The sequence below is a fragment of the Rhodococcus sp. NPDC077669 genome, assembly GCF_040686915.1.
Classification (GTDB): domain Bacteria; phylum Actinomycetota; class Actinomycetes; order Mycobacteriales; family Mycobacteriaceae; genus Rhodococcoides; species Rhodococcoides fascians.
On sequence record NZ_JBFBMD010000003.1, the window covers coordinates 155,220 to 173,672 of the forward strand.

Annotated in this window: 22 protein-coding genes; 15 read left to right on the forward strand and 7 right to left on the reverse strand. The window is 64.9% G+C overall.

From position 1 onward, the window contains the following. The first annotated feature begins 53 nt into the window (after positions 1-53). From AB0P23_RS05120 to AB0P23_RS05145, 6 genes are all read left to right on the forward strand, one after another. Entirely contained in the window at positions 54-779 is a 726-nt protein-coding gene (locus tag AB0P23_RS05120) for an ABC transporter ATP-binding protein (RefSeq protein WP_206498859.1), read from the forward strand. Further along, a complete protein-coding gene (locus AB0P23_RS05125) occupies positions 776-1,537 on the forward strand; it encodes an ATP-binding cassette domain-containing protein (RefSeq protein WP_206498860.1) in 762 nt (253 codons plus the stop codon). The genes AB0P23_RS05120 and AB0P23_RS05125 overlap by 4 nt, the downstream gene beginning before the upstream one ends. A gap of 17 nt (positions 1,538-1,554) precedes the next feature. Beyond that, the gene (locus AB0P23_RS05130; protein WP_363796945.1) at positions 1,555-3,039 is read left to right on the forward strand and encodes an ABC transporter substrate-binding protein; all 1,485 of its coding nucleotides are present in this window, start codon (positions 1,555-1,557) and stop codon (positions 3,037-3,039) included. 3 nt (positions 3,040-3,042) lie between these two features. Then, positions 3,043-4,794, forward strand: a complete 1,752-nt coding sequence (locus AB0P23_RS05135) for an ABC transporter permease subunit (protein ID WP_363796947.1) — start codon at positions 3,043-3,045, stop codon at positions 4,792-4,794. Next, positions 4,791-6,056 (forward strand): MFS transporter, encoded by a 1,266-nt coding sequence (locus AB0P23_RS05140; protein WP_206498862.1) that lies wholly within the window; start codon positions 4,791-4,793, stop codon positions 6,054-6,056. The genes AB0P23_RS05135 and AB0P23_RS05140 overlap by 4 nt, the downstream gene beginning before the upstream one ends. A gap of 287 nt (positions 6,057-6,343) precedes the next feature. Further along, positions 6,344-7,156, forward strand: coding sequence for a MerR family transcriptional regulator (locus AB0P23_RS05145; protein ID WP_206498458.1), 813 nt, complete (start codon positions 6,344-6,346; stop codon positions 7,154-7,156). 3 nt (positions 7,157-7,159) lie between these two features. On the opposite strand, the gene AB0P23_RS05150 is transcribed toward AB0P23_RS05145, so the two are convergent. Further along, positions 7,160-7,978 carry a DUF2786 domain-containing protein gene (locus AB0P23_RS05150; RefSeq protein WP_032373590.1) on the reverse strand — a complete coding sequence of 273 codons (819 nt, stop codon included), beginning with the start codon at positions 7,976-7,978 and terminating at the stop codon, positions 7,160-7,162. Between the two features lie 188 nt (positions 7,979-8,166). Here AB0P23_RS05150 and AB0P23_RS05155 point away from each other — a divergent pair, with 188 nt between their 5' ends. The 4 genes from AB0P23_RS05155 to AB0P23_RS05170 are packed head-to-tail and all read left to right on the forward strand — an operon-like array spanning position 8,167 to position 11,496. Then, positions 8,167-9,447: an ABC transporter substrate-binding protein gene (locus tag AB0P23_RS05155; RefSeq protein WP_032367659.1), complete on the forward strand. Its 1,281-nt coding sequence runs from the start codon at positions 8,167-8,169 to the stop codon at positions 9,445-9,447. A 14-nt stretch (positions 9,448-9,461) separates the two neighbouring features. Continuing rightward, the gene (locus AB0P23_RS05160) at positions 9,462-10,508 is read left to right on the forward strand and encodes a sugar ABC transporter permease (protein ID WP_179275042.1); all 1,047 of its coding nucleotides are present in this window, start codon (positions 9,462-9,464) and stop codon (positions 10,506-10,508) included. Next, positions 10,505-11,326 carry a carbohydrate ABC transporter permease gene (locus AB0P23_RS05165; protein WP_032367661.1) on the forward strand — a complete coding sequence of 274 codons (822 nt, stop codon included), beginning with the start codon at positions 10,505-10,507 and terminating at the stop codon, positions 11,324-11,326. The genes AB0P23_RS05160 and AB0P23_RS05165 overlap by 4 nt, the downstream gene beginning before the upstream one ends. Next, entirely contained in the window at positions 11,323-11,496 is a 174-nt protein-coding gene (locus AB0P23_RS05170) for a hypothetical protein (RefSeq protein WP_167327633.1), read from the forward strand. Before AB0P23_RS05165 ends, AB0P23_RS05170 begins: the two co-directional genes overlap by 4 nt. On the opposite strand, the gene AB0P23_RS05175 is transcribed toward AB0P23_RS05170, so the two are convergent. Beyond that, a complete protein-coding gene (locus AB0P23_RS05175; RefSeq protein ID WP_206498459.1) occupies positions 11,480-12,364 on the reverse strand; it encodes a LysR family transcriptional regulator in 885 nt (294 codons plus the stop codon). The two genes, AB0P23_RS05170 and AB0P23_RS05175, sit on opposite strands and share 17 nt — an antisense overlap. Continuing rightward, on the reverse strand, positions 12,355-12,789 hold the full coding sequence (locus AB0P23_RS05180; RefSeq protein WP_032373434.1) for an MmcQ/YjbR family DNA-binding protein: 435 nt from the start codon (positions 12,787-12,789) through the stop codon (positions 12,355-12,357). The genes AB0P23_RS05175 and AB0P23_RS05180 overlap by 10 nt, the downstream gene beginning before the upstream one ends. Before the next feature lie 108 nt (positions 12,790-12,897). Between AB0P23_RS05180 and AB0P23_RS05185 the strand changes: the two genes are divergently transcribed. Beyond that, positions 12,898-13,248, forward strand: a complete 351-nt coding sequence (locus AB0P23_RS05185) for a nuclear transport factor 2 family protein (RefSeq protein ID WP_032373435.1) — start codon at positions 12,898-12,900, stop codon at positions 13,246-13,248. A gap of 95 nt (positions 13,249-13,343) precedes the next feature. On the opposite strand, the gene AB0P23_RS05190 is transcribed toward AB0P23_RS05185, so the two are convergent. Continuing rightward, positions 13,344-14,426, reverse strand: coding sequence for an inositol-3-phosphate synthase (locus tag AB0P23_RS05190; protein WP_206498460.1), 1,083 nt, complete (start codon positions 14,424-14,426; stop codon positions 13,344-13,346). Next, complete coding sequence (locus AB0P23_RS05195) at positions 14,419-15,009, reverse strand: PadR family transcriptional regulator (protein ID WP_027495058.1); 591 nt, start codon at positions 15,007-15,009, stop codon at positions 14,419-14,421. Before AB0P23_RS05195 ends, AB0P23_RS05190 begins: the two co-directional genes overlap by 8 nt. Positions 15,010-15,206: 197 nt before the next feature. On the opposite strand from AB0P23_RS05195, the gene AB0P23_RS05200 reads away from it, so the two are divergent. From AB0P23_RS05200 to AB0P23_RS05210, 3 genes are read left to right on the forward strand one after another with little or no spacing between them, the layout of a single operon-like run. Then, the gene (locus AB0P23_RS05200; RefSeq protein WP_283541966.1) at positions 15,207-15,650 is read left to right on the forward strand and encodes a phage holin family protein; all 444 of its coding nucleotides are present in this window, start codon (positions 15,207-15,209) and stop codon (positions 15,648-15,650) included. Next, a complete protein-coding gene (locus AB0P23_RS05205; RefSeq protein WP_222091265.1) occupies positions 15,647-15,925 on the forward strand; it encodes a deoxyuridine 5'-triphosphate nucleotidohydrolase in 279 nt (92 codons plus the stop codon). Before AB0P23_RS05200 ends, AB0P23_RS05205 begins: the two co-directional genes overlap by 4 nt. Further along, complete coding sequence (locus AB0P23_RS05210; protein WP_032370038.1) at positions 15,922-16,194, forward strand: DUF4235 domain-containing protein; 273 nt, start codon at positions 15,922-15,924, stop codon at positions 16,192-16,194. The genes AB0P23_RS05205 and AB0P23_RS05210 overlap by 4 nt, the downstream gene beginning before the upstream one ends. A gap of 26 nt (positions 16,195-16,220) precedes the next feature. Here AB0P23_RS05210 and AB0P23_RS05215 read toward each other — a convergent pair whose 3' ends face one another. Next, positions 16,221-17,066: a DUF1707 domain-containing protein gene (locus AB0P23_RS05215; RefSeq protein WP_283541967.1), complete on the reverse strand. Its 846-nt coding sequence runs from the start codon at positions 17,064-17,066 to the stop codon at positions 16,221-16,223. A 21-nt stretch (positions 17,067-17,087) separates the two neighbouring features. Continuing rightward, complete coding sequence (locus tag AB0P23_RS05220; protein WP_283541968.1) at positions 17,088-17,903, reverse strand: DUF1707 domain-containing protein; 816 nt, start codon at positions 17,901-17,903, stop codon at positions 17,088-17,090. 99 nt (positions 17,904-18,002) lie between these two features. Here AB0P23_RS05220 and AB0P23_RS05225 point away from each other — a divergent pair, with 99 nt between their 5' ends. Further along, on the forward strand, positions 18,003-18,434 hold the full coding sequence (locus tag AB0P23_RS05225) for a DUF5318 domain-containing protein (protein WP_027495064.1): 432 nt from the start codon (positions 18,003-18,005) through the stop codon (positions 18,432-18,434). Positions 18,435-18,453 lie beyond the last annotated feature (19 nt).

Sequence of the window (18,453 nt, forward strand, 5' to 3'; positions counted from 1 at the left end):
CAAATGACAACGATTGTCGAAGTCATTCCCACTTCCAGGCTCAGGAGTTCGTCGTGCTCGTCGTCGAGAATCTCCGCATCGACGCCGGACGCACCCGCATCGTCGACGGCGTCTCGTTCGAGATACCCACGGGTCGACGCGTCGGCCTGCTGGGCGCCTCGGGTTCGGGCAAGTCCTCCATCGCCTCGGCTCTGGTCGGATACCTCCCGCCGGGCATCACGTGTTCCGGTCGCGTCGTCGTCGACGGCCACGATGTCGCCGGTGTTCCGACCCCGCGGCGGCCGCGCACCGCACGCCCGGCGATGGTCTTCCAGGATTCCGCGACGGCGCTGAACCCGACGGTCACCGTCGGCAAACAACTCCGCACGCCCGACGCCGCCGCGCTTCTCGCGCGAGTGGGTCTGCACGACACCGCGCGCGTCCTGGTCTCGCACCCACTCGAACTTTCGGGTGGGCAGCGTCAACGAGTCTGCATCGCAGTGGCATTGGCGCGCGAGAGCTCGCTCGTGATCGCCGACGAACCGACGACGGCACTGGACGTCCTGAGTCAGGCGCGCGTTCTCGACGCTCTGCGGCAGGTGCCGTCGCTGCTGCTGATCACCCACGACATCGCCGTCGCCGCGCAGTTGTGCGACCACCTGCTGGTTCTCGATTCCGGCAGAATCATCGAATCCGGTGCCACTGCAACGGTACTCAAGAATCCTTGCTCGGATCGAACGCGACAGATGATCGATGTGGCTCGGGCGGCCGATCCGTTCCGGCAGCTGGTTGCGTCGTGAGCCTGGACGAGTCTGCCGGTTTGGTGGGTACGGCACTCACGCGGCAGTACGAGAGGCACGGCACGTCGCACACCGCGTTGGATGCCGTCACGTTCGCAGTGCCGCCGACCGGGCGGATTGCCGTCGTCGGTGAATCCGGTTCCGGCAAAACGACACTGCTCCGCTTGCTGCTGGCCGTCGATGCCCCGAGCGGCGGAAAGATCGTGCTCGATGGGCAGACCGTCCGACCCGGATCGGCCGGATCGCTACGGTGGTTCCGCCGCCGTGTGCAGTACATTCCGCAGGATCCGGCGACCAGTCTCGACCCGCGCCGCAGCGTCCTCGACCTCGTCGCTACTCCGCTACGCCTACTCGGTATCGAGGGTGATCACCGAGCCAGGGCCACCGGCGCATTGTCTGCCGTCGGACTCGATGCGCACTTCCTGGCTCGCCGTTCGGCCGAGCTGTCCGGCGGGCAGAAACAACGAGTCGCCATCGCCCGAGCCGTGGCCTGCGCGCCGCACTATCTGTTGGCGGACGAGCCGGTCAGTGGACTTGATCCCGACCTCCGAGAGCAGGTGCTCGATGTTCTTGCCGGCCTACCGGGTGCGCTGCTGATCGTCAGCCACGACCTGTCGGCCGTGGCCAGACTCTGCAGCGACGTGTCGGTGATGCAGGAGGGTCGCATCGTCGAATCCGGTTCTGTTCGCAGCGTTCTCACTCGGCCCCAGCACGAGCACACCCGAGATCTGATCGACGCCGTTCCTCGGCTCACGTAACACAATCAGGAGCTACATTGACCAGCAACATGTTTCGCATCGGCGCGCTCGCAGCAGTGGGCACACTGACGCTCACCGGGTGCTTTTCGTCCAGTTCTGCCTCCTCCGACGACGGCGAGAACCGCGTGCGCGTGGCAATGCTGCAGCCACCTCGTTCGGGGTTGTCCCAGTTCAGTGACGACGCCTTCAAGCTGTCGCGCTGGTCCACCGCCGAGACGTTGATCGTTCTCGACGATCTCGGTGAGGCCGAGCCGGGTCTGGCCACCGCCTGGAACCGCGTGGACGATCGGACCTGGAACTTCGACATCCGGCCGGACGTCACGTTCCACAACGGAGTCCCGCTCGACGCAGCGGCCGTCGTCACCGCGCTCACCGCGGCCACACAGTCGGCCCCCAAGCCGCGCATCCTCGACGGCGTCGAGATGACGGTGACCGCCACCGACGCCGACAGCGTCGCCGTGACCACTGCCGACGTCGATCCACTGGTACCGCAACGACTGTCGAGCCCGCAGCTGGCCATCCTGGCACCCGACGCGTACTCGACGGGCAGCAGCAACCCCATCGGAACCGGCACCGGGCCCTTCGTGCTGAAGGCCGTGAACGGCACGTCGACAGCCACTCTCGACCGCAACGAGAACTACTGGGGAGAGCCGGCGAAGGTCTCCGGCATCGACGTCGACTTCGTACCCGACGGCACGGCCCGCGCCGCAGCGCTACGCAACGGCACAGCCGATGTGGTGGAGGCGATTCCGGTGTCTCAGGCCGCTAACGTCGATCAGGCACTCGTGCACGAGGTGCCGATGCCGCGCACCAACACCCTGTACCTGAACACCGAGTCCGGGGTCTTCGCAGACCCGGCCATGCGCGCAGCCGCACGCGAATCGATCGACCGCGACCGTCTGGTCGATCAGGTGTACGAGGGCCGCGCCGACGCCGCGAACGGACTGCTCGGCCCCGCTCTGCCGTGGGCCGCCGACCGGCCGTCGCGTACGCAGACCCCGGCCGGCGACGCCGCAGGGAAGAAGATCACCCTCGCCACGTTCACGGACCGAGCCGAACTCCCCGAGGTCGTGGTGCTGCTGCAGCAGGAGCTCGAAGCCAAGGGCTTCGTCGTCGAACAGGTCGTGCGCGAATATCAGTTCATCGAAACCGATGCTCTCGCCGGCGCTTTCGATGCGTTCATCCTCTCCCGCGCCACCGTGCTCGATTCCGGTGATCCGGCTGCGTACATGTACTCCGACTTCGCCTGCGAGGGCTCGTTCAACATCTCGCAGTTCTGCGACCCACAGGTCGACGTCGCGCTGGCCGACGCCGCAGCCACCGATCCGGGAGACGCTCGACGTACCGCGATCCTCGAGGCCGAGAAGTTGATCCTCGAGAAGGATGCCGCCGTACCGCTGCTGCACGAACGCGTCATTCAGGGCGAGTCCGAGAACGTGACCGGCGTGGCCCGCGATCCACGCGAGCGGACGCTGATCACCAACCAGACCGCCTTCGAGTAGGCAGTGAGGGCGACTGTCTCACGGCTGCTCTCGGTGGCGGGCGTCGTACTGCTCGTCGGGATGCTGCCGTGGTTGTCCGACCGAGACCCCGCACTGAGCATTCTGCGGGCACGCTCCGCCGAGCAAGAAGCGACGCCCGAGGCCCTCACGGCCATCCGCAACGACCTCGGTCTCGACGCCGGGCCGCTACGGACCTTCTGGAACTGGCTCACCGGCCTCGCGTCGGGCAATCCCGGAACATCCTGGAACACCGGCAAACCCGTACTGCCCGGGGCGCTCGAGGCACTGTCCGTCTCGCTGACCCTGATGGGTTTCGCGATGGTCGTCGCGCTCGTGACGGCCGCTCTCGTCGTCCTGCCGAGCATGCGGGCCGGGCTGCGCGGCACGCCGAAGCGTACCGGCGGAAGCGTCGCCGCTGCCCTGACGTCCCTGCCCGAGTTCCTGCTCGCCTCGGTACTGGTGGTCGTCGGAGCAGTGTGGTTGTCGTTTCCGGCGTACGGGTGGAACGGGCCGGAATATGCGGTGTTACCCGCACTGGCACTGGGCCTTCCAGCGGGTGGCTTGATCGGTCGTCTCCTCGCCGACGCGGTAGCCGTGTCCTTCACCGAGGGATGGGTGATCACGTGGACGGTGGCCGGGTTCTCGCGGCGGCAGATCGCCGTCGCTGTGTTGCGCCGGGCCGTCCCCGGACTCGCCTCGCAGGTCGGTTTGATCATGGTCGCCATGACGGGCGGTGCAGTGGCCGTCGAAAAGGTCTTCGCCATACCGGGATTGGGGCGCTCGACGCTCGGTGACGCGCAGTCGCAGGACCTGCCCGCCCTGCAGATCGACATCTTGCTGCTGCTGGCCGTCAGTGCCGCCCTCGGTATCGCGGCGGAACTGTTGCGCCGTCTACTGCTCGGCAGCGCACTGCACGAGAAGGCGATGCCGATCCCGGCCGGGGTGTTCCACCCGTCACCGCGTCGGTGGATCGTTCCGATTGCAGCCGCATCGCTGCTCGCGGTGATGGTTCTGGTGGGGCTGCCACGAGACGGCCAGGTCACCACACGTGAGAAGTTCGCTCGACCATCGTCGGAGTTCCCGTTCGGAACCGACGCGTCCGGCCGCGACCTGCTCGCCCGAGTGGCGGACGGGGCCGTGCGGTCGATCGGCCTGTCGCTGGCGGTCACGCTGGCGGCCTTGTTCGTCGGGGTACTGCTGGGGCTGATTCCCCGAGCGACCCGAGGGCTCGTGGAGGTCACCAATGCCGCTCCGCCCGTCGTGACCGGCATCCTCATCGCCGCGATCTGGGGTCCCAGCGCCGGCGGGGCGGCTGTCGCGGTCCTGATCGTGACGTGGGCTCCACTCGCCGCGCACACCGCGGCACTCGTCGACGAGGCGCGAGCACAGCCCTACATCGCCATCTTGCCGACACTCGGTGCCGGCAACGGTCGAATCCTGTTCGGCTCCATCGTTCCCGGTGTGCTGCCGGCCGTGTTTCGGCACGCCATGATCCGGCTGCCCGGTGTCGCTCTGGCGCTCGCCGCCCTCGGATTCCTGGGCCTCGGTCCGCAACCGCCGACCGCGGATTGGGGACTGATCCTGTCCGACGGGGTAGCCGCCGTCGAGCGAGCACCGTGGGTCGCGGCAGCACCGCTGGCGTCGTTGATCGCACTGGCCGTCCTCGCCGTCTCCGTAGCCAGCGCGACGTCGGGGCGGGTGAGAACGACCGGTAGCGTTGACGGCAAAGTCGATGCAGGAGGGCGCGTTACATGAGTTCGAGGACCGACAAGTCGCCGACGCGGTGGCGGTGGTCGTTTCTCGTCGACCTCGGGCGCGCCACGCCCACGGTGCGATTGCTGGTTCTCACCCAGATGACGTTCAACATCGGCTTTTTCATGGTGTTGCCGTATCTGTCGGTGCACCTGACGTCCGATCTGGGACTCGGAGCGGCACTCGTCGGTGTCGTCCTCGGTATCCGAACGTTCTCCCAGCAGGGCCTGTTCTTCGTGGGCGGCACCCTCGCCGATCGGTGGGGCATCAAGCCGGTGGTCCTCGTCGGCTGTGTCCTGCGGGTACTGGGGTTCCTGGGCCTGGCCGCGTTCGATTCTCTCGCCGGTGTCGTCGCCGCGACGGTGCTGGTCGGGTTCGCGGCCGCATTATTCTCTCCCGCAGTGGAATCCGCGATCGCCATCGAGGCCGGTAAGAGCGAACGCAGCGGCGGCGCCACCCGGGTTCAGACCTTTGCGCTGTTGTCGGTGTGCAATCAGATCGGATCGTTCACCGGCCCACTCATCGGATCTCTGCTGTTGTTGGCCGACTTTCGGATCGCATGCCTCACGGCCGCAGTCATTTTCGTCCTCGTCATCGCCGCGCACATCAGATGGCTGCCGCGCGAGCCCGGCGAACACCGCGACGATCCGTGGCTCTCGGGCTGGACCGACGTGATCCGAAACCGCACCTTCGTGCTGTTCGCCGTCGCCATGAGCGCGCAGTTGGTGGCCTACAACCAGCTGTATCTGCTGCTCCCCCTCGAGGTCGAACGGGCCTGGGGAACCCAGACGGTACTCGGCTGGTTCTTCGCAATCTCCGCAGTACTCGTCGTCACGACGCAGTTGCCCATCACCCGACGCGTCGCCGCGGTCTCGCCGCGCATCACGCTGCCGATCGGATTTGCTGTCATGGCACTCTCTTTCGCGCTGGTGGCGGTCCTCAGTCCTCTGGAGCTGACGGGGCTCGTCGGCCTGATTCCGGCCGCCCTGTTCGTGCTGCTGCTGGCATTGGGACAGATGATCGCAATGCCGCAGGCGCGCGACCTCGTCCCCAAGATGGCTGCCGAACGGCGACTCGGGTCGTACTACGGATTCATGGCCTCCCTCGGCGGCATCGGGGTACTCCTCGGCTCGATCGCCGTCGGAGCGGTGATCGACGCGTCACCCGACACCGGCTGGGGAGCAGCAATCCCATGGCTGGTCGCTGCCCTGTTCCCCATCGCCAGTGTCATCGGCCTGCGAATCGTGTTGGCTCGACTCGACTGAGTTGGTTCTGGTGTCGCCGGCTTCTGTCGGCCGCCCGCATTTCCCCGCCCCCTTTCCTCCGCCCCCATCCCGCCGCCCCCATCCCGCCGTCGTCCCCATCCCGCCGCCCCCATTTCCCGCAAACGCGCGCGCGTTTGTCATACGCGAGTGGATTCGCCTCGAATTCGGGGCTATTCCGCGCGCACCTGGCGAACGCGCGCGCGTTTGCGGCGGCCTCGGCTACATCCGGCGTCACCCCTCCCCTGGAGAGTCGACTCTCCCCCACGGGGAGGGGCGAGAATGTGGGCATGAACGGATTGCTGACGATCGGCGAGTTCTCGCGAATCACCCATCTGTCGGTGAAGACCCTGCGTCGCTATCACGAGTCGGGTCTGCTCGAACCCGCGACGGTCGACGACTACTCGGGCTATCGGTACTACGCCACCGATCAGGTCGGGGTCGCGCAGATCATCGGTCGATTCCGGAAGATGCAGATGCCGGAGCGGGAGGTGCGGGCAATCGTGCAGACACCCGATCCCGATGCCCGCGCTCGACTGATCACCGAACATCTCACTCGACTCGAGCGTCAGTTGGACGACACCAGATCAGCCGTGACGGCGCTGCGCCGGTTGCTCGATCCCACTCCGCCCGCGATCGATGTCCGACGAATTCTCACTGAACAGTGTTCTGTCGCAGCCATTTCCGAGGTGGTCGACGCGTCCGACGTGCTGGGCTGGTACTCGGACGCGATGGCCGAGATCGACGCGGTCGTATCGGACACCACCGGGCCGCCGGGCGGGTTGTACGACAACGATCTCTTCACCGACGGGCGGGGGGAGCTGACCGTCTACGTTCCCACCGTCGATGCGCCATCCGTCGGCAGAGTTCGGCCGATGACGCTGCCTCCCGTCGAACTCGCGGTGACGGTTCATCACGGACCCCACGACGACATCGACGTCACGTACGGTGCGCTCGGGGTGCACGTGGAGACCAACGGCCTCGCCATCGCGGGGCCGGTTCGCGAGGTCTATGTCGTCGGGCCGCGGGATACCGAGAACTCGACGCTCTGGCGTACCGACATCGGATGGCCGGTGTTCACGGCATCACCGGCGGCACCGTAGAAGTCAGCGGCCCAGTTGCCGACTTGCTCCACCGATTTCTGCGTGGGCACCGATCTTCGCGTTTCGTCCCGCTCGATCGCCGGCCTGCCGTGCGCCCTCGGAGTACCCGGCGTTCGCGCTCTGGCCTCGCCAGTGCCCGCGTGCGGTGGACGTCTGCCGGTAGTAGTCGCGTAGCTCGATCTCCTTGTCTCGCAACACCAGAGCGGTACCGGCACCGGAGGTCTCGTGCGCGATGGCCTTGGCCTCGGTGTCCTTCTTGACCTCCGCGAGCCGTTGACCGATGCGCGACGCGAATGCCGTCTGAAAGTTCAGACGCGCCGTCACGGCGGCGACGGGCACTTCCTCGCGTCGGGTGTAGCGGCGACGATTCTTGACCTCGGTGACGGTGCGGATGGCCGTCTCGGATTTGTAGGCACCCGACTTGATGTACGCGTCGGACGCTCGGACCATCTGAATCAGCAAAGAGGAGTACAGGGCCTCGGTGGTCTCGATGTCCGAGTCGAAACCGTAGGCGAACACCTGCGTCGACGATCTGGCGACGTCGCACTGCACATCGTTTGCGTGGGCGATGGCGACGAACAGTTGAACGTAGGTCTTGAGTCCACGCTTGCCCGGTTCACCGATGGGGATGACCTTCTGAGTCGGCGTCGCCTGCCGTTCGCGGGATGCGCTGTGCGAACGCGCCACCGCCAGATCCACCGACGCCGACGTGGCCAAACGCTGCGCGGCCTCCATGAAGGCCTCGGCCTCGTGGGGGTTGTCGGTGGACTCCGCCTGACGCAGCAATCCGCCGATACGCGTCAGCATCTTGTCCGAACTCATGAGCGAAAGGGTACCGGGCACCTCCGACACGTCCGGGTTGACCGATTCAGGAACTCGATTATGACCCCTACGCGGTGAGTTGTGTGCCACAGTACCCATCGACATATGTGTCGGGGGAGCATCACAGCACGATTCTGCGTGCCCATCTCCGGGCGCATACCACCGCGTAGAAGTAAGTGGAGAAAACAATGGCGTCTTTGATCACGAAGGTGGCAGTGGTTGCGACAGCAGCCACGCTGCTGACGCTCACCGCATGTTCGAGCGACAGCGGTTCGAGCGGCGATTCGGGTGCGGCATCCGAAAATGCCGACGGCCGTGGACCTATCACCTATGTCGAGGGCCAGGACACCACCGAGACCGGTGTCGTCCAGCAGATCATCTCGGAGTGGAACGCCGCCAACCCCGATCAGCAGGTCACCTTCAAGGAGCAGTCCGCCGACGCCGATCAGGCCCACGACGACTTCGTTCAGCAGCTCCAGGCGCAGCAGAGCGATTACGACGTCATGGCACTCGACGTCGTCTGGACCGCCGAGTTCGCGGCCAAGGGCTGGCTCGTGCCGCTCGAGGGCGAATTCGCACTCGACAACGCAGGCGTTCTTCCGGCGACCGTCGCGAGTGCGACCTACAACGGCAAGCAGTACGCCGCGCCGAAGAACACCAACGGCGGACTGCTCTACTACCGCAGTGATCTGCTTCCCGAGGCACCCACCACCTGGGCCGAGCTCACCGAGGACTGCCAGGTCGCCCGCGACAACAACATCGACTGCTACGCAGGGCAATTCGCCCCCTACGAGGGTCTGACGGCCAACGCGTCGGAGATCATCAACGCGCACGGCGGATCGATCGTCGGCGAAGACGGCAAGACCCCCACCGTCAACAGCCCGGAAGCCAAGGCCGGACTGCAGACTCTGGTCACCGCGTTCGAGACCGGCGTCATCCCGGCCCAGGACACCACGTTCAAGGAGTCCGACAGCCAGCAGGCGTTCCAGGACGGAAAGACGCTGTTCCTGCGCAACTGGCCGTACGTCTACGGCACCGCCGCAGAAGAAGGTTCGGCTGTGGTCGGAAAGTACGCGGTCGCACCGCTTCCCGGCGTCACCGGAGTGGGCACCTCGACGCTCGGCGGATACAACGCCGCGATCAGCGCGTACTCCGAGAACAAGGCAACTGCTGCCGACTTCCTGCGCTTCATGCAGGGCGAGAAGGCGCAGCGCATCATCGCCGAGGGTGCTTTGCCGCCCGTGCTCTCCTCGCTGTACGACGATCCCGCACTGATCGCCGCGATGCCGTACCTTCCCGCATTGAAGGCATCCATCGAGAATGCCGTTCCGCGTCCCGTCACCCCGTTCTACCCGGCCGTCTCGAAGGCTGTGCAGGACAACGTCTCTGCCGCCATCAAGGGTGAGAAGAGCGTCGACCAGGCGATCACGGACATGCAGGCCGGTATCGAAACCGCCGGCGCCAACTGATTTCGGGAGAACCAATGGCTGTACCTGCTGGTGTGACCAGTGGGGCCGCCGCAACCACCGCGGCCGGGGGCTCGTCCCCCGGCCGCGGTCGGCATGTGCGGTCCAAGAACAAGCGGTTCGGCCTGACGCAGGGTCGGGCCTGGCTGTTGATCGCACCGACGATGGTGATCCTCGCGATCGTCATCGTCTACCCGGTGATCCGAGCCCTGGTGATGTCCTTCTCCAAGGATCCCGGTCTCGATCCCGCCACCGGCATGTTCGTCACCGGTGGATCTGCCGGCTTCGACAACTACACGCACTGGATCCTGCAGCAATGCACCTCGGCGTCGGGCACATTGGTGCCCTGCCCGCCGGGAACGCTGGGGTCGCAGTTCTGGGGCGCCGTCGGAAACACCGCGTTCTTCACGGTCGTCACGGTGTCCATCGAGGTGGTCATCGGCTTCGGAATGGCCGTCATCATGGGTAAGACCTTCGCCGGACGCGCCCTGTTGCGCGCGGCAATCCTGATCCCCTGGGCGATCCCGACGGCGGTCACGGCCAAGCTCTGGTACTTCATCTTCGCGTACGACGGTGTCGCCAATCGCATTCTGGGAACCAACATTCTGTGGACCGGCGACGCGTGGCCCGCTCGTTTCGCCGTCATCATCGCCGACGTGTGGAAGACGACGCCGTTCATGGCGTTGCTGATCCTGGCCGGGTTGCAGATGATTCCAGCCGACGTCTACGAGGCGGCCCGCGTCGACGGGGCGTCGGCGTGGCAGCGGTTCACCAGGATCACACTGCCGTTGGTCAAGCCCGCGTTGATGGTGGCAATTCTGTTCCGCACCATGGACGCGCTGCGTATGTACGACTTGCCGGCGATCCTCACCGAGGGCAATCCCGCCACCCGGACCATCTCGATCCTGGTGGTGGATCAGATTCGTCAGGGATTCAACAGCGCTGCCTCGTTGTCGACGATCTCGTTCATCATGATCTTCGTCGTGGCGTTCATCCTGGTGAAGTTTCTCGGTGCCAATGCCGTTGCCACTCAGGACAATCAGCGCAAGGGGCCCGGCCGATGAAGCAAGCTCGCATCTATCTCGGCGTCGTCGTCATTCTCGTCTGGGGACTGGCACCGTTCTATTGGATGGTCGTCACCGCATTCCGCGACCCGCGCTACACCTTCGACACGACGCCGTGGCCGACGCACGTCACGTGGGAGAACTTCGAGAACGCGTTGTCGACGGCGAACGGCAACAATTTTCTTCGTGCGGTGGGCAACAGCCTGATCGTGGGCGGCGCGACCACACTGATCGCGTTGGTCATCGGCATTTTCACCGCATACGCGCTCTCCCGCATCGACTTTCGCTTCAAGTACGTGGTGACGGGCATCATCCTGGGTGCGTCGATGTTCCCCGTCGTCGCATTGGTGACCCCGCTGTTCCAGTTCTTCACCAACATCGGCTGGATCGGCAGCTACCAGGCGATGGTCATCCCGAACATCTCGTTCGTCCTACCGCTGACGATCTATACGCTGGCGGCGTTCTTCGCCGAATTGCCCTGGGAGCTCGAAGAAGCCGCGCGGATCGACGGCGCCGGACGATTCCAGGCATTCCGCCTGGTGATGCTCCCGCTCGCCGCGCCTGCCTTGTTCACCACCGCGATTCTTGCGTTCATCGCCGCAGTGAACGAGTACCTGCTGGCCAGTCAGCTCTCGAGTGACAAGACCGAACCGGTGACCGTCGCCATCGCGCGGTTCACCGGCAACGATCCGCTTGTGGTGCCGTATGCCGCGATCATGGCCGCGGGCACCATCGTTGCGATTCCATTGGTGATCATGGTGCTGCTGTTCCAGCGCCGCATCATCTCCGGACTGACGGCGGGCGGCGTCAAGTCGTGACGGCGCAGGACCACCTGCAGTTGTTGGCAGGCATTCTCGGGTTCTTTGCGCTGGTAGCTCTCGGTTTCGCCGTAGCCGGGATCATCGGAGGTGATCCCGGCGTGCTGCCGTCCGTAGCGCTGCTCGGCTTGCTGGTCGCACTGTGGTTCACCGTCAAGAAGATTCGCTGAAACTCGTCGTCGAGATACCCACCAGTTCGGCCAGTGCCGGACTCATCGCGCTGCGCCACACCAGGGCCAGCAGGGCGGCGGTGTGCGAGTCGGTCAGCTCGATCGCGACGAGCCGGTCGCCGTAGAATTCGGCCATCGACCGGCTGAGAATCCCGACCCCCAAACCGCGGGTGGCGAGGTCGGCTACCGCGTCAGGTGCGCTGGCCTGCAACGTGATCGACGGTGACAGACCTCCCCCGGCGCAGTCCCTGTCGAACACCGCACGAATTCCGGTGCCCGGCGGAAGGGCAACGATCGGATATTCGCACACCTCGGCGAGTGTCGCGTCCTTATGCGCCGCCAGTGGATGCTCCGCCGGCACGGCGGCAACGATCCGCTCGTCGATCACCACCATCGATTCGAGTCCGGCGGGGGTCCGAGAAGCGAGACCGACCAACGCAAGATCCAGCTCGCCGGATCGAACATCCGCGACGAGATCGTCCGAATTACCCTCGCGCAAAGCAATGTCGACGCCGGGATGTGCCGCGTGGAAGCCCGCCAACGCGTCGAACAGTGGGGGAACGGTGCAGGCGGTGACCATACCGACGCTCAGTCTGCCGCGCAGTAGGCCCGTCACATCGTCGACGGATTGTTTGACGGATCCTGCCGCGGCGAGTGTCGCGCGGGCCTGCGGCAACGCCGCCTGGCCGGCTGTGGTCAAAGTGGCTGTGCCACCGGATCTGTCGATCAGCTCGGCCCCGAGTTCGCGCTCGAGCGCCCTGATCTGCGCGCTGACCCCCGATTGACTGATGTGAACGCGGGCGGCAGCGCGGGTGAAGTTCGCTTCCTCGGCCACCGCGACGAAATACTCGAGCTGCCTCAGTTCCATTGCTGTACTCCCAGATCGGGACCTTCGCCGGCATCGAGGCGGGCTATCGCGCGCTTCGGCGCGGTGACGCGGTAGCTGCAGTCGATCAGTTCGGCGGCTTCGGCCCAGACATCGCTGTCGGCCTTGTCTTTGCGGTCACTGCTCAGGTCGAACCCCACCCAGCCTGCGGGTCCGAGGTAGGCGGGATGAAAGTAGCGCGGCTCGAGTTCGCAGGCTCGCTGCTCCTCGGCGCTCTCGCATTTGACGATGAACGACAGATCGAACTGATCGCCGCCTTTGACGCCGCCGCCGAAGTAGACGAACACCGAGGTCGTGCGGAAGGTCGGCCTGCCGTGCGAAACCTTCTCGGTGACGTCGGGGTACGCGAACGCCAGAGCGCGAACGCGTTCGAGAATCGGATGCTTCGAGGTGGGATCGATGGCCACGCGAGAACCATAGCGCGTAGCGTCTAGCTGCGGCTATGAGTAAAAGTTCTGGTGATGATCGGAACCAACTGTTGGACTTCTGACTGCGCCGGTTCGAGACTCGAATCCATGACACAGACACCCGCACAAATTGCAGCAACCTACTTCGAGGCCTGGAAGGCGAAGGACTTCGACAACCTGGCGTCGATCCTGCACGAGGATGCAACGTTTCGCGGTCCACTCGGCACGGCCGACAGCGGCGAAGAATGCGTCGCCGGGTTGAAGGGAATGTCGCAGATCGTCACCGACATCGACATCGCGCACGTATTCGTCGATGGCCCGAACGTGTTGACGTGGTTCGACCTGCACACGTCGATCGCACCCCCGGCCCCCACCGCGAACTGGCAACGAATCGAAGACGGCAAAATCACCGAAATCAGGGTGACATTCGACCCTCGCGCCATCGTCGAGGCGGGATAGACGAACGCCCGCCGGTACTCAATGTGACATTTGGTGGCCTTTTGGGGGGTCAATGTCACGTTGAGTGGACCGGCGGGCGTCAGTGCCGCGGAGATTTACGCGTCGATGATGAAGGCTTCGAGTTGTTCGCGAGCAACGTCGTCGGCCAACTGCTGCGGCGGGCTCTTCATCAGGTAGGCGGAAGCCGGGATGACCGGTCCACCGATGCCGCGGTCCTTTGCGATTTTCGCGGCGCGGACTGCGTCGATGATGACACCGGCGGAGTTGGGTGAGTCCCAGACCTCGAGCTTGTATTCGAGGCTCAGGGGAACGTCACCGAAGGCGCGGCCTTCGAGGCGGACGTAGGCCCACTTGCGGTCGTCGAGCCAGCCGACGTGGTCGGACGGTCCGATGTGGACGTCCTTGGCGTTGAATTCCTTCTGCAGGTTCGACGTGACGGCCTGGGTCTTGGAGATCTTCTTCGACTCGAGGCGGGTGCGCTCGAGCATGTTGAGGAAGTCCATGTTGCCGCCGACGTTGAGCTGCATGGTGCGGTCGAGCTGCACGCCGCGGTCTTCGAACAGCTTCGCCATGACGCGGTGGGTGATGGTGGCACCGACCTGGCTCTTGATGTCGTCGCCGACGATGGGGACGCCAGCGTCGGTGAACTTCTTGGCCCAGACGGGGTCGGAGGCGATGAAGACGGGGAGGGCGTTGACGAAGGCGACGCCTGCGTCGATGGCGGCCTGTGCGTAGAACTTGTCGGCTTCTTCGGATCCGACGGGGAGGTAGGACACGAGGACGTCGACCTTGGCGTCGCGCAGTGCCTGTGCGACGTCGACTGCTTCGCCGTCGGCCTCGGTGATGGTCTCGCGGTAGTACTTTCCGAGGCCGTCGAGGGTCGGTCCGCGCAGGACGTGGACGTCCTTCGGGGGCACGTCGGCGATCTTGATGGTGTTGTTCTCGCTGGAGAAGATGGCCTCGGAGAGGTCGAAGCCGACCTTCTTGGCGTCGACGTCGAACGCGGCGACGAACTCGACGTCGCGGACGTGGTACTTGCCGAACATGACGTGCATCAGGCCGGGAACGGTGGCGTTCTCGTCTGCGTCCTTGTAGTACTCGACACCCTGGACCAGGGATGAGGCGCAGTTGCCCACACCCACAATGGCCACGCGGATTGCGTTGTTGTTCTCACCCATGGTCGGGTTCTCCTTCTGTCTTGACTGTCCTGTTTGGTGCTGTGTGGGACGGTGCTGGGTTGGGGGCGGCTTGCTCGGCTGCGATGACTTCGTTGAGCCAGCGCACCTCGCGTTCGCTCGATTCGAGACCGAGCTGGTGGAGTTGCCGGGTGTAGCGGTCGAGTGTTCCGTTCGCCTTGGCCACAGCGTCGCGGAGGCCTTCTCGGCGCTCCTCGACCTGGCGTCGTCTGCCTTCGAGAATGCGTACCCGAGCTTCTGCCGGGGTTCGACTGAAGAAGGCAAGATGTACGCCGAATCCGTCGTCGGTGTAGTTCTGCGGTCCGGTGTCGGCCACCAGTTCGGCAAATCGTTCCCTGCCGAGGGGGGTGAGCACGTACACCCGTTTTGCTCGTCTTTTCACGAGCAGTTCGGGACCGGCGTCCTCGGCGATGAGCCCGTCGGTTTGTAGTCGACGGAGCGCCGGGTACAGCGATCCGTACGAAAACGCACGGAATGCTCCGAGCAGGCCGGTCAGCCGCTTGCGAAGCTCGTAACCGTGCATGGGTGATTCGAGAAGCAGTCCGAGAATTGCGAGTTCGAGCATGCAACTCCCCCTTCTCGAATCCAACGATCACATCCTGGCGATGCGATGAGCCACACTATCGGAGAATGTATCGCGCCGATACATGAAGTGACAAACCAATGGCCGGTTACATCGCGCGAACCGGCATTTGCGGACGTGTTTTTCGGGGTCCTTCGCGGGTATCGACACAGGACGGCACTACATCGAAGGAGCGCATCATGCACGAATACGATCAACCGCCCCCACTGTCGAACGCCGAGTCCGAGCGGGGCTCCCACGTGGCGGACCTGTCGACTGTGCAACTGATCGAGCGACTGACGAGTCAGGTCTCGACGCTCGTCCGGACCGAGATCGACGCCGGACTCGCCGAAGTCAAGAGCAAGGGAAGTCGCCTCGGGGTGGGCGTCGGAATCTCCGGCGCGGGTGCGTTGCTGCTGTTCCTCGGGCTCGCCACCTTGATCGCTACCGCAGTGCTCGGACTGGCGACAGTGTTGTCCGCATGGCTCGCAGCGCTGATCGTCGCGATCGTGGTGCTGGCGATCGGGGGCATCCTGGCCGCAGTCGGCGCGTCACGGGCAAAGAAGGCCTTGCCGCCGATTCCCGCGGACACCGCAGCACGTATCGGCGACGACATCACCGCAGTGAAGGAGGGCATCCGATGACCGACACACCGGCGCACAGTGTTTCCGGCAACTCCGATCAGCCGCCCAGCATCGAGGAACAGCGTTCCGAACTGGCCGACACCGTCGCCGCTCTCGCGGCCAAAGCCGACATCCCCACTCGAGTGGGCAACGAGGCCTCTCGACAGGCGACACGTGCCTCCGATGCGGTGCGCAGTAGGCCCGGCACTGCCGCAGGGGCCGTGGGCTTCGTGGTGACCGCAGTGTTGGTGACGGTTCTTCTTCGTCGCCGACGTACGAGAAAGGTGTTTCGATGAGTGCAGTATCGAAGGCGTTCTACAGACCGATGTCGTTGGCGACGAGTGTGCTCGGCGGGCTGGCGGCCGGCGCGGTGTTCAAGCAGGTGTGGAAGCACGTCGGCGACGACGACGCGGCGGCCCCCGACCCGAAAGATCTGAATCGCTCCGTCCGAGAGGTGCTGATCGCCGCAGCCGTCCACGGTGCGGTGTTCGGCGTCGTCAAGGCCGCAGTCGACAGGGCAGGGGCAACCGGTTACCGCGCCATCACGCACGAGAGCCCGAAGTAGCCGACACGCAACATGATTCGCGGCGTCTATCGGCTTACCGAGACGATGTTGCCCGCGAAGTCCGCTTCGACGCGGCCACCCTGATCGTCGTCGTTCTTTGCGGTGATCGAGATGCGCTGCTCGCCGCGGGAATCGGTGATCATGACGTACTCGACGGCGGCGTCCGGGACCCCGATGGCCTCGGGCGTTCCCGCGACGAGGCCTGCCAGAACCGCAGAATCGACTGTGGCCCAATCGAAGAGTGCCTCTTGTGCGTCGGGCGGCTCGGTCTCGTGATACACCTCGAACCCCCCGGAGACGAACACGCGCTCTCGTCGGCCCTCTGCCGTCGGGCGATAGACGTCGGCACGGTTGCCGTCCATCTGAATGAACACCTCGAGAACCTGCGAACTGCCGAAGCGTTCCACGTAGCGTTCTCGAAAATCGTCGAGTCCGGCTGCCGTGTCGAAAACGAAGGGGCGGGCGATGATCGGGGTGACGTCGACCGGCAGGTCCATCGGCACGGTGGGGGCGACGCTGCGCGTCGTCGTGGACGCGACGACGGCAGCAGTCGGAACCGGTTCTTCGCCGGTCCTGGTCGACAGAAACACCACCAGCCCTACAGTCACGATGACGACCGAGCCGAGTGCCAGCAGTAGCCGGTTCTTCGGTTCGGATGTTCGCGGCGGTGGTTCCGGAAGGTCGACGTCGATTTGTAGGTCGGAGACCAGGCGTCGTAGGTCGCGCAGGGTGATGGCCACCCGCGCACGTTCGCTGCGTAGGCGGTGCTCGTCGAAGGTGAGCTGGCCGTCGGCGTATGCGGAATCCAGAACGGTGGCGGTCAGTGCGCGGTCAATTTCACGGGCGCGAAAATCGGGTCGTTGTGCCATCATGCGGCCTCCTTTCCGGACACATCAGCCGAACGAAAACGGCGTGACACGCAGGAAGTTGCCTGCGGGATCGAATAGGAGAGTTCCGCTTTCCTGGTCGGTGTTGTCGGCGGAGACGGAAATTTGCGGACCGTTGTCGCTGCCGTGGAAGCTCACGTTGTAGCTGTCGATGCGACTCATGTTCAAGCTCTCGCGGGCACCGGCGATGATTCCCGCTGCCTTCGTCAGATCGACCGTCGCCAGGTCGATCTGAGGTCCGTCGAAGTCGCGGGTGCTCGAGAAATTGTCGTCGTAGTCGTCGATCACGCCGTTGCGATAGGTGTAGCTGACCTGCTTCTGTGGCACCCCGGGTGCAGGTGCCGAAATGACGGCGTAGTCGTCGTACAGCCCGAGTCTGTCGACCACCGACGTGCCGATCTTCTGTTGCAGTTCATCGACGATATCCACGACGACTGCAGGATTCTTGTACCCAGCCGACCCGAGACCCGATTCGAGGCCATTGGTGTTCGAGCACGCGCGAATGCCGAATGTGAGCGCCACGAGTGCGGCAACGGCAGGGACCGCGACGGCCATGAAGCCCAGGCGTGAGCCCTTTGCCGTCGTGATCGGATGCGCGAACTCGATCGGGTCGGCCATCGGCGGCAGATCGGTGTCGTTCTGAAGGTCCTCGATAAGGGCGTGCAGATCGGCGATCGTGTCGGCTTCCTCCGCCAGATCGATCCTTGCGGCGTGCTCGAAATCGGACAGCTGGCCATCGGCGAGTGCTTCGTCCAACGTGGCGCAAGTATCGGTGCGATCCACATCACGCGCTCGCGTACTGGGTGACAGTCGCGTCGGCACAGGTGGAGCATAGTTTCTCGGCCCAGGAATGGGGGTCGATCGTCGTCCAGGCGGGGATCGCAGGTCTCCATCGACACTGCCGCACGTACTCTGGTTCTCGTGCGACTTCAGCGACAGGTGGTGGACTACGCCCTTCAGCGTCGGTCGCTGCTGGCCGAGGTCTACTCCGGTAGGACGGGCGTGGCAGCGGTCTGCGACGCAGATCCCTATCTTCTACGTGCCGCCAAGTTCCACGGCCGCGGCAGCGACGTAGTGTGCCCGATCTGCCGGAAGGAGCAGCTCACGCTGGTGTCGTGGGTGTTCGGCGAGAAGCTCGGACCCCTGTCCGGCTCCGCGAGAACGGCCGACGAACTCGGCCGGCTGGCTGCCACCCAAGAGGAATTTTCGGTCCATGTGGTCGAGGTCTGCCGCTCGTGCAGCTGGAATCACCTCGTCCAGTCCTACGTCCTCGGGGCCGTGCCCGCACCCAAGCAACCCCGTCGCCCACGATCGGGATCCCGTCAACCGAACCGTCGAACTGCGAGTGAATGACACAATCGCTTCGCTGAAC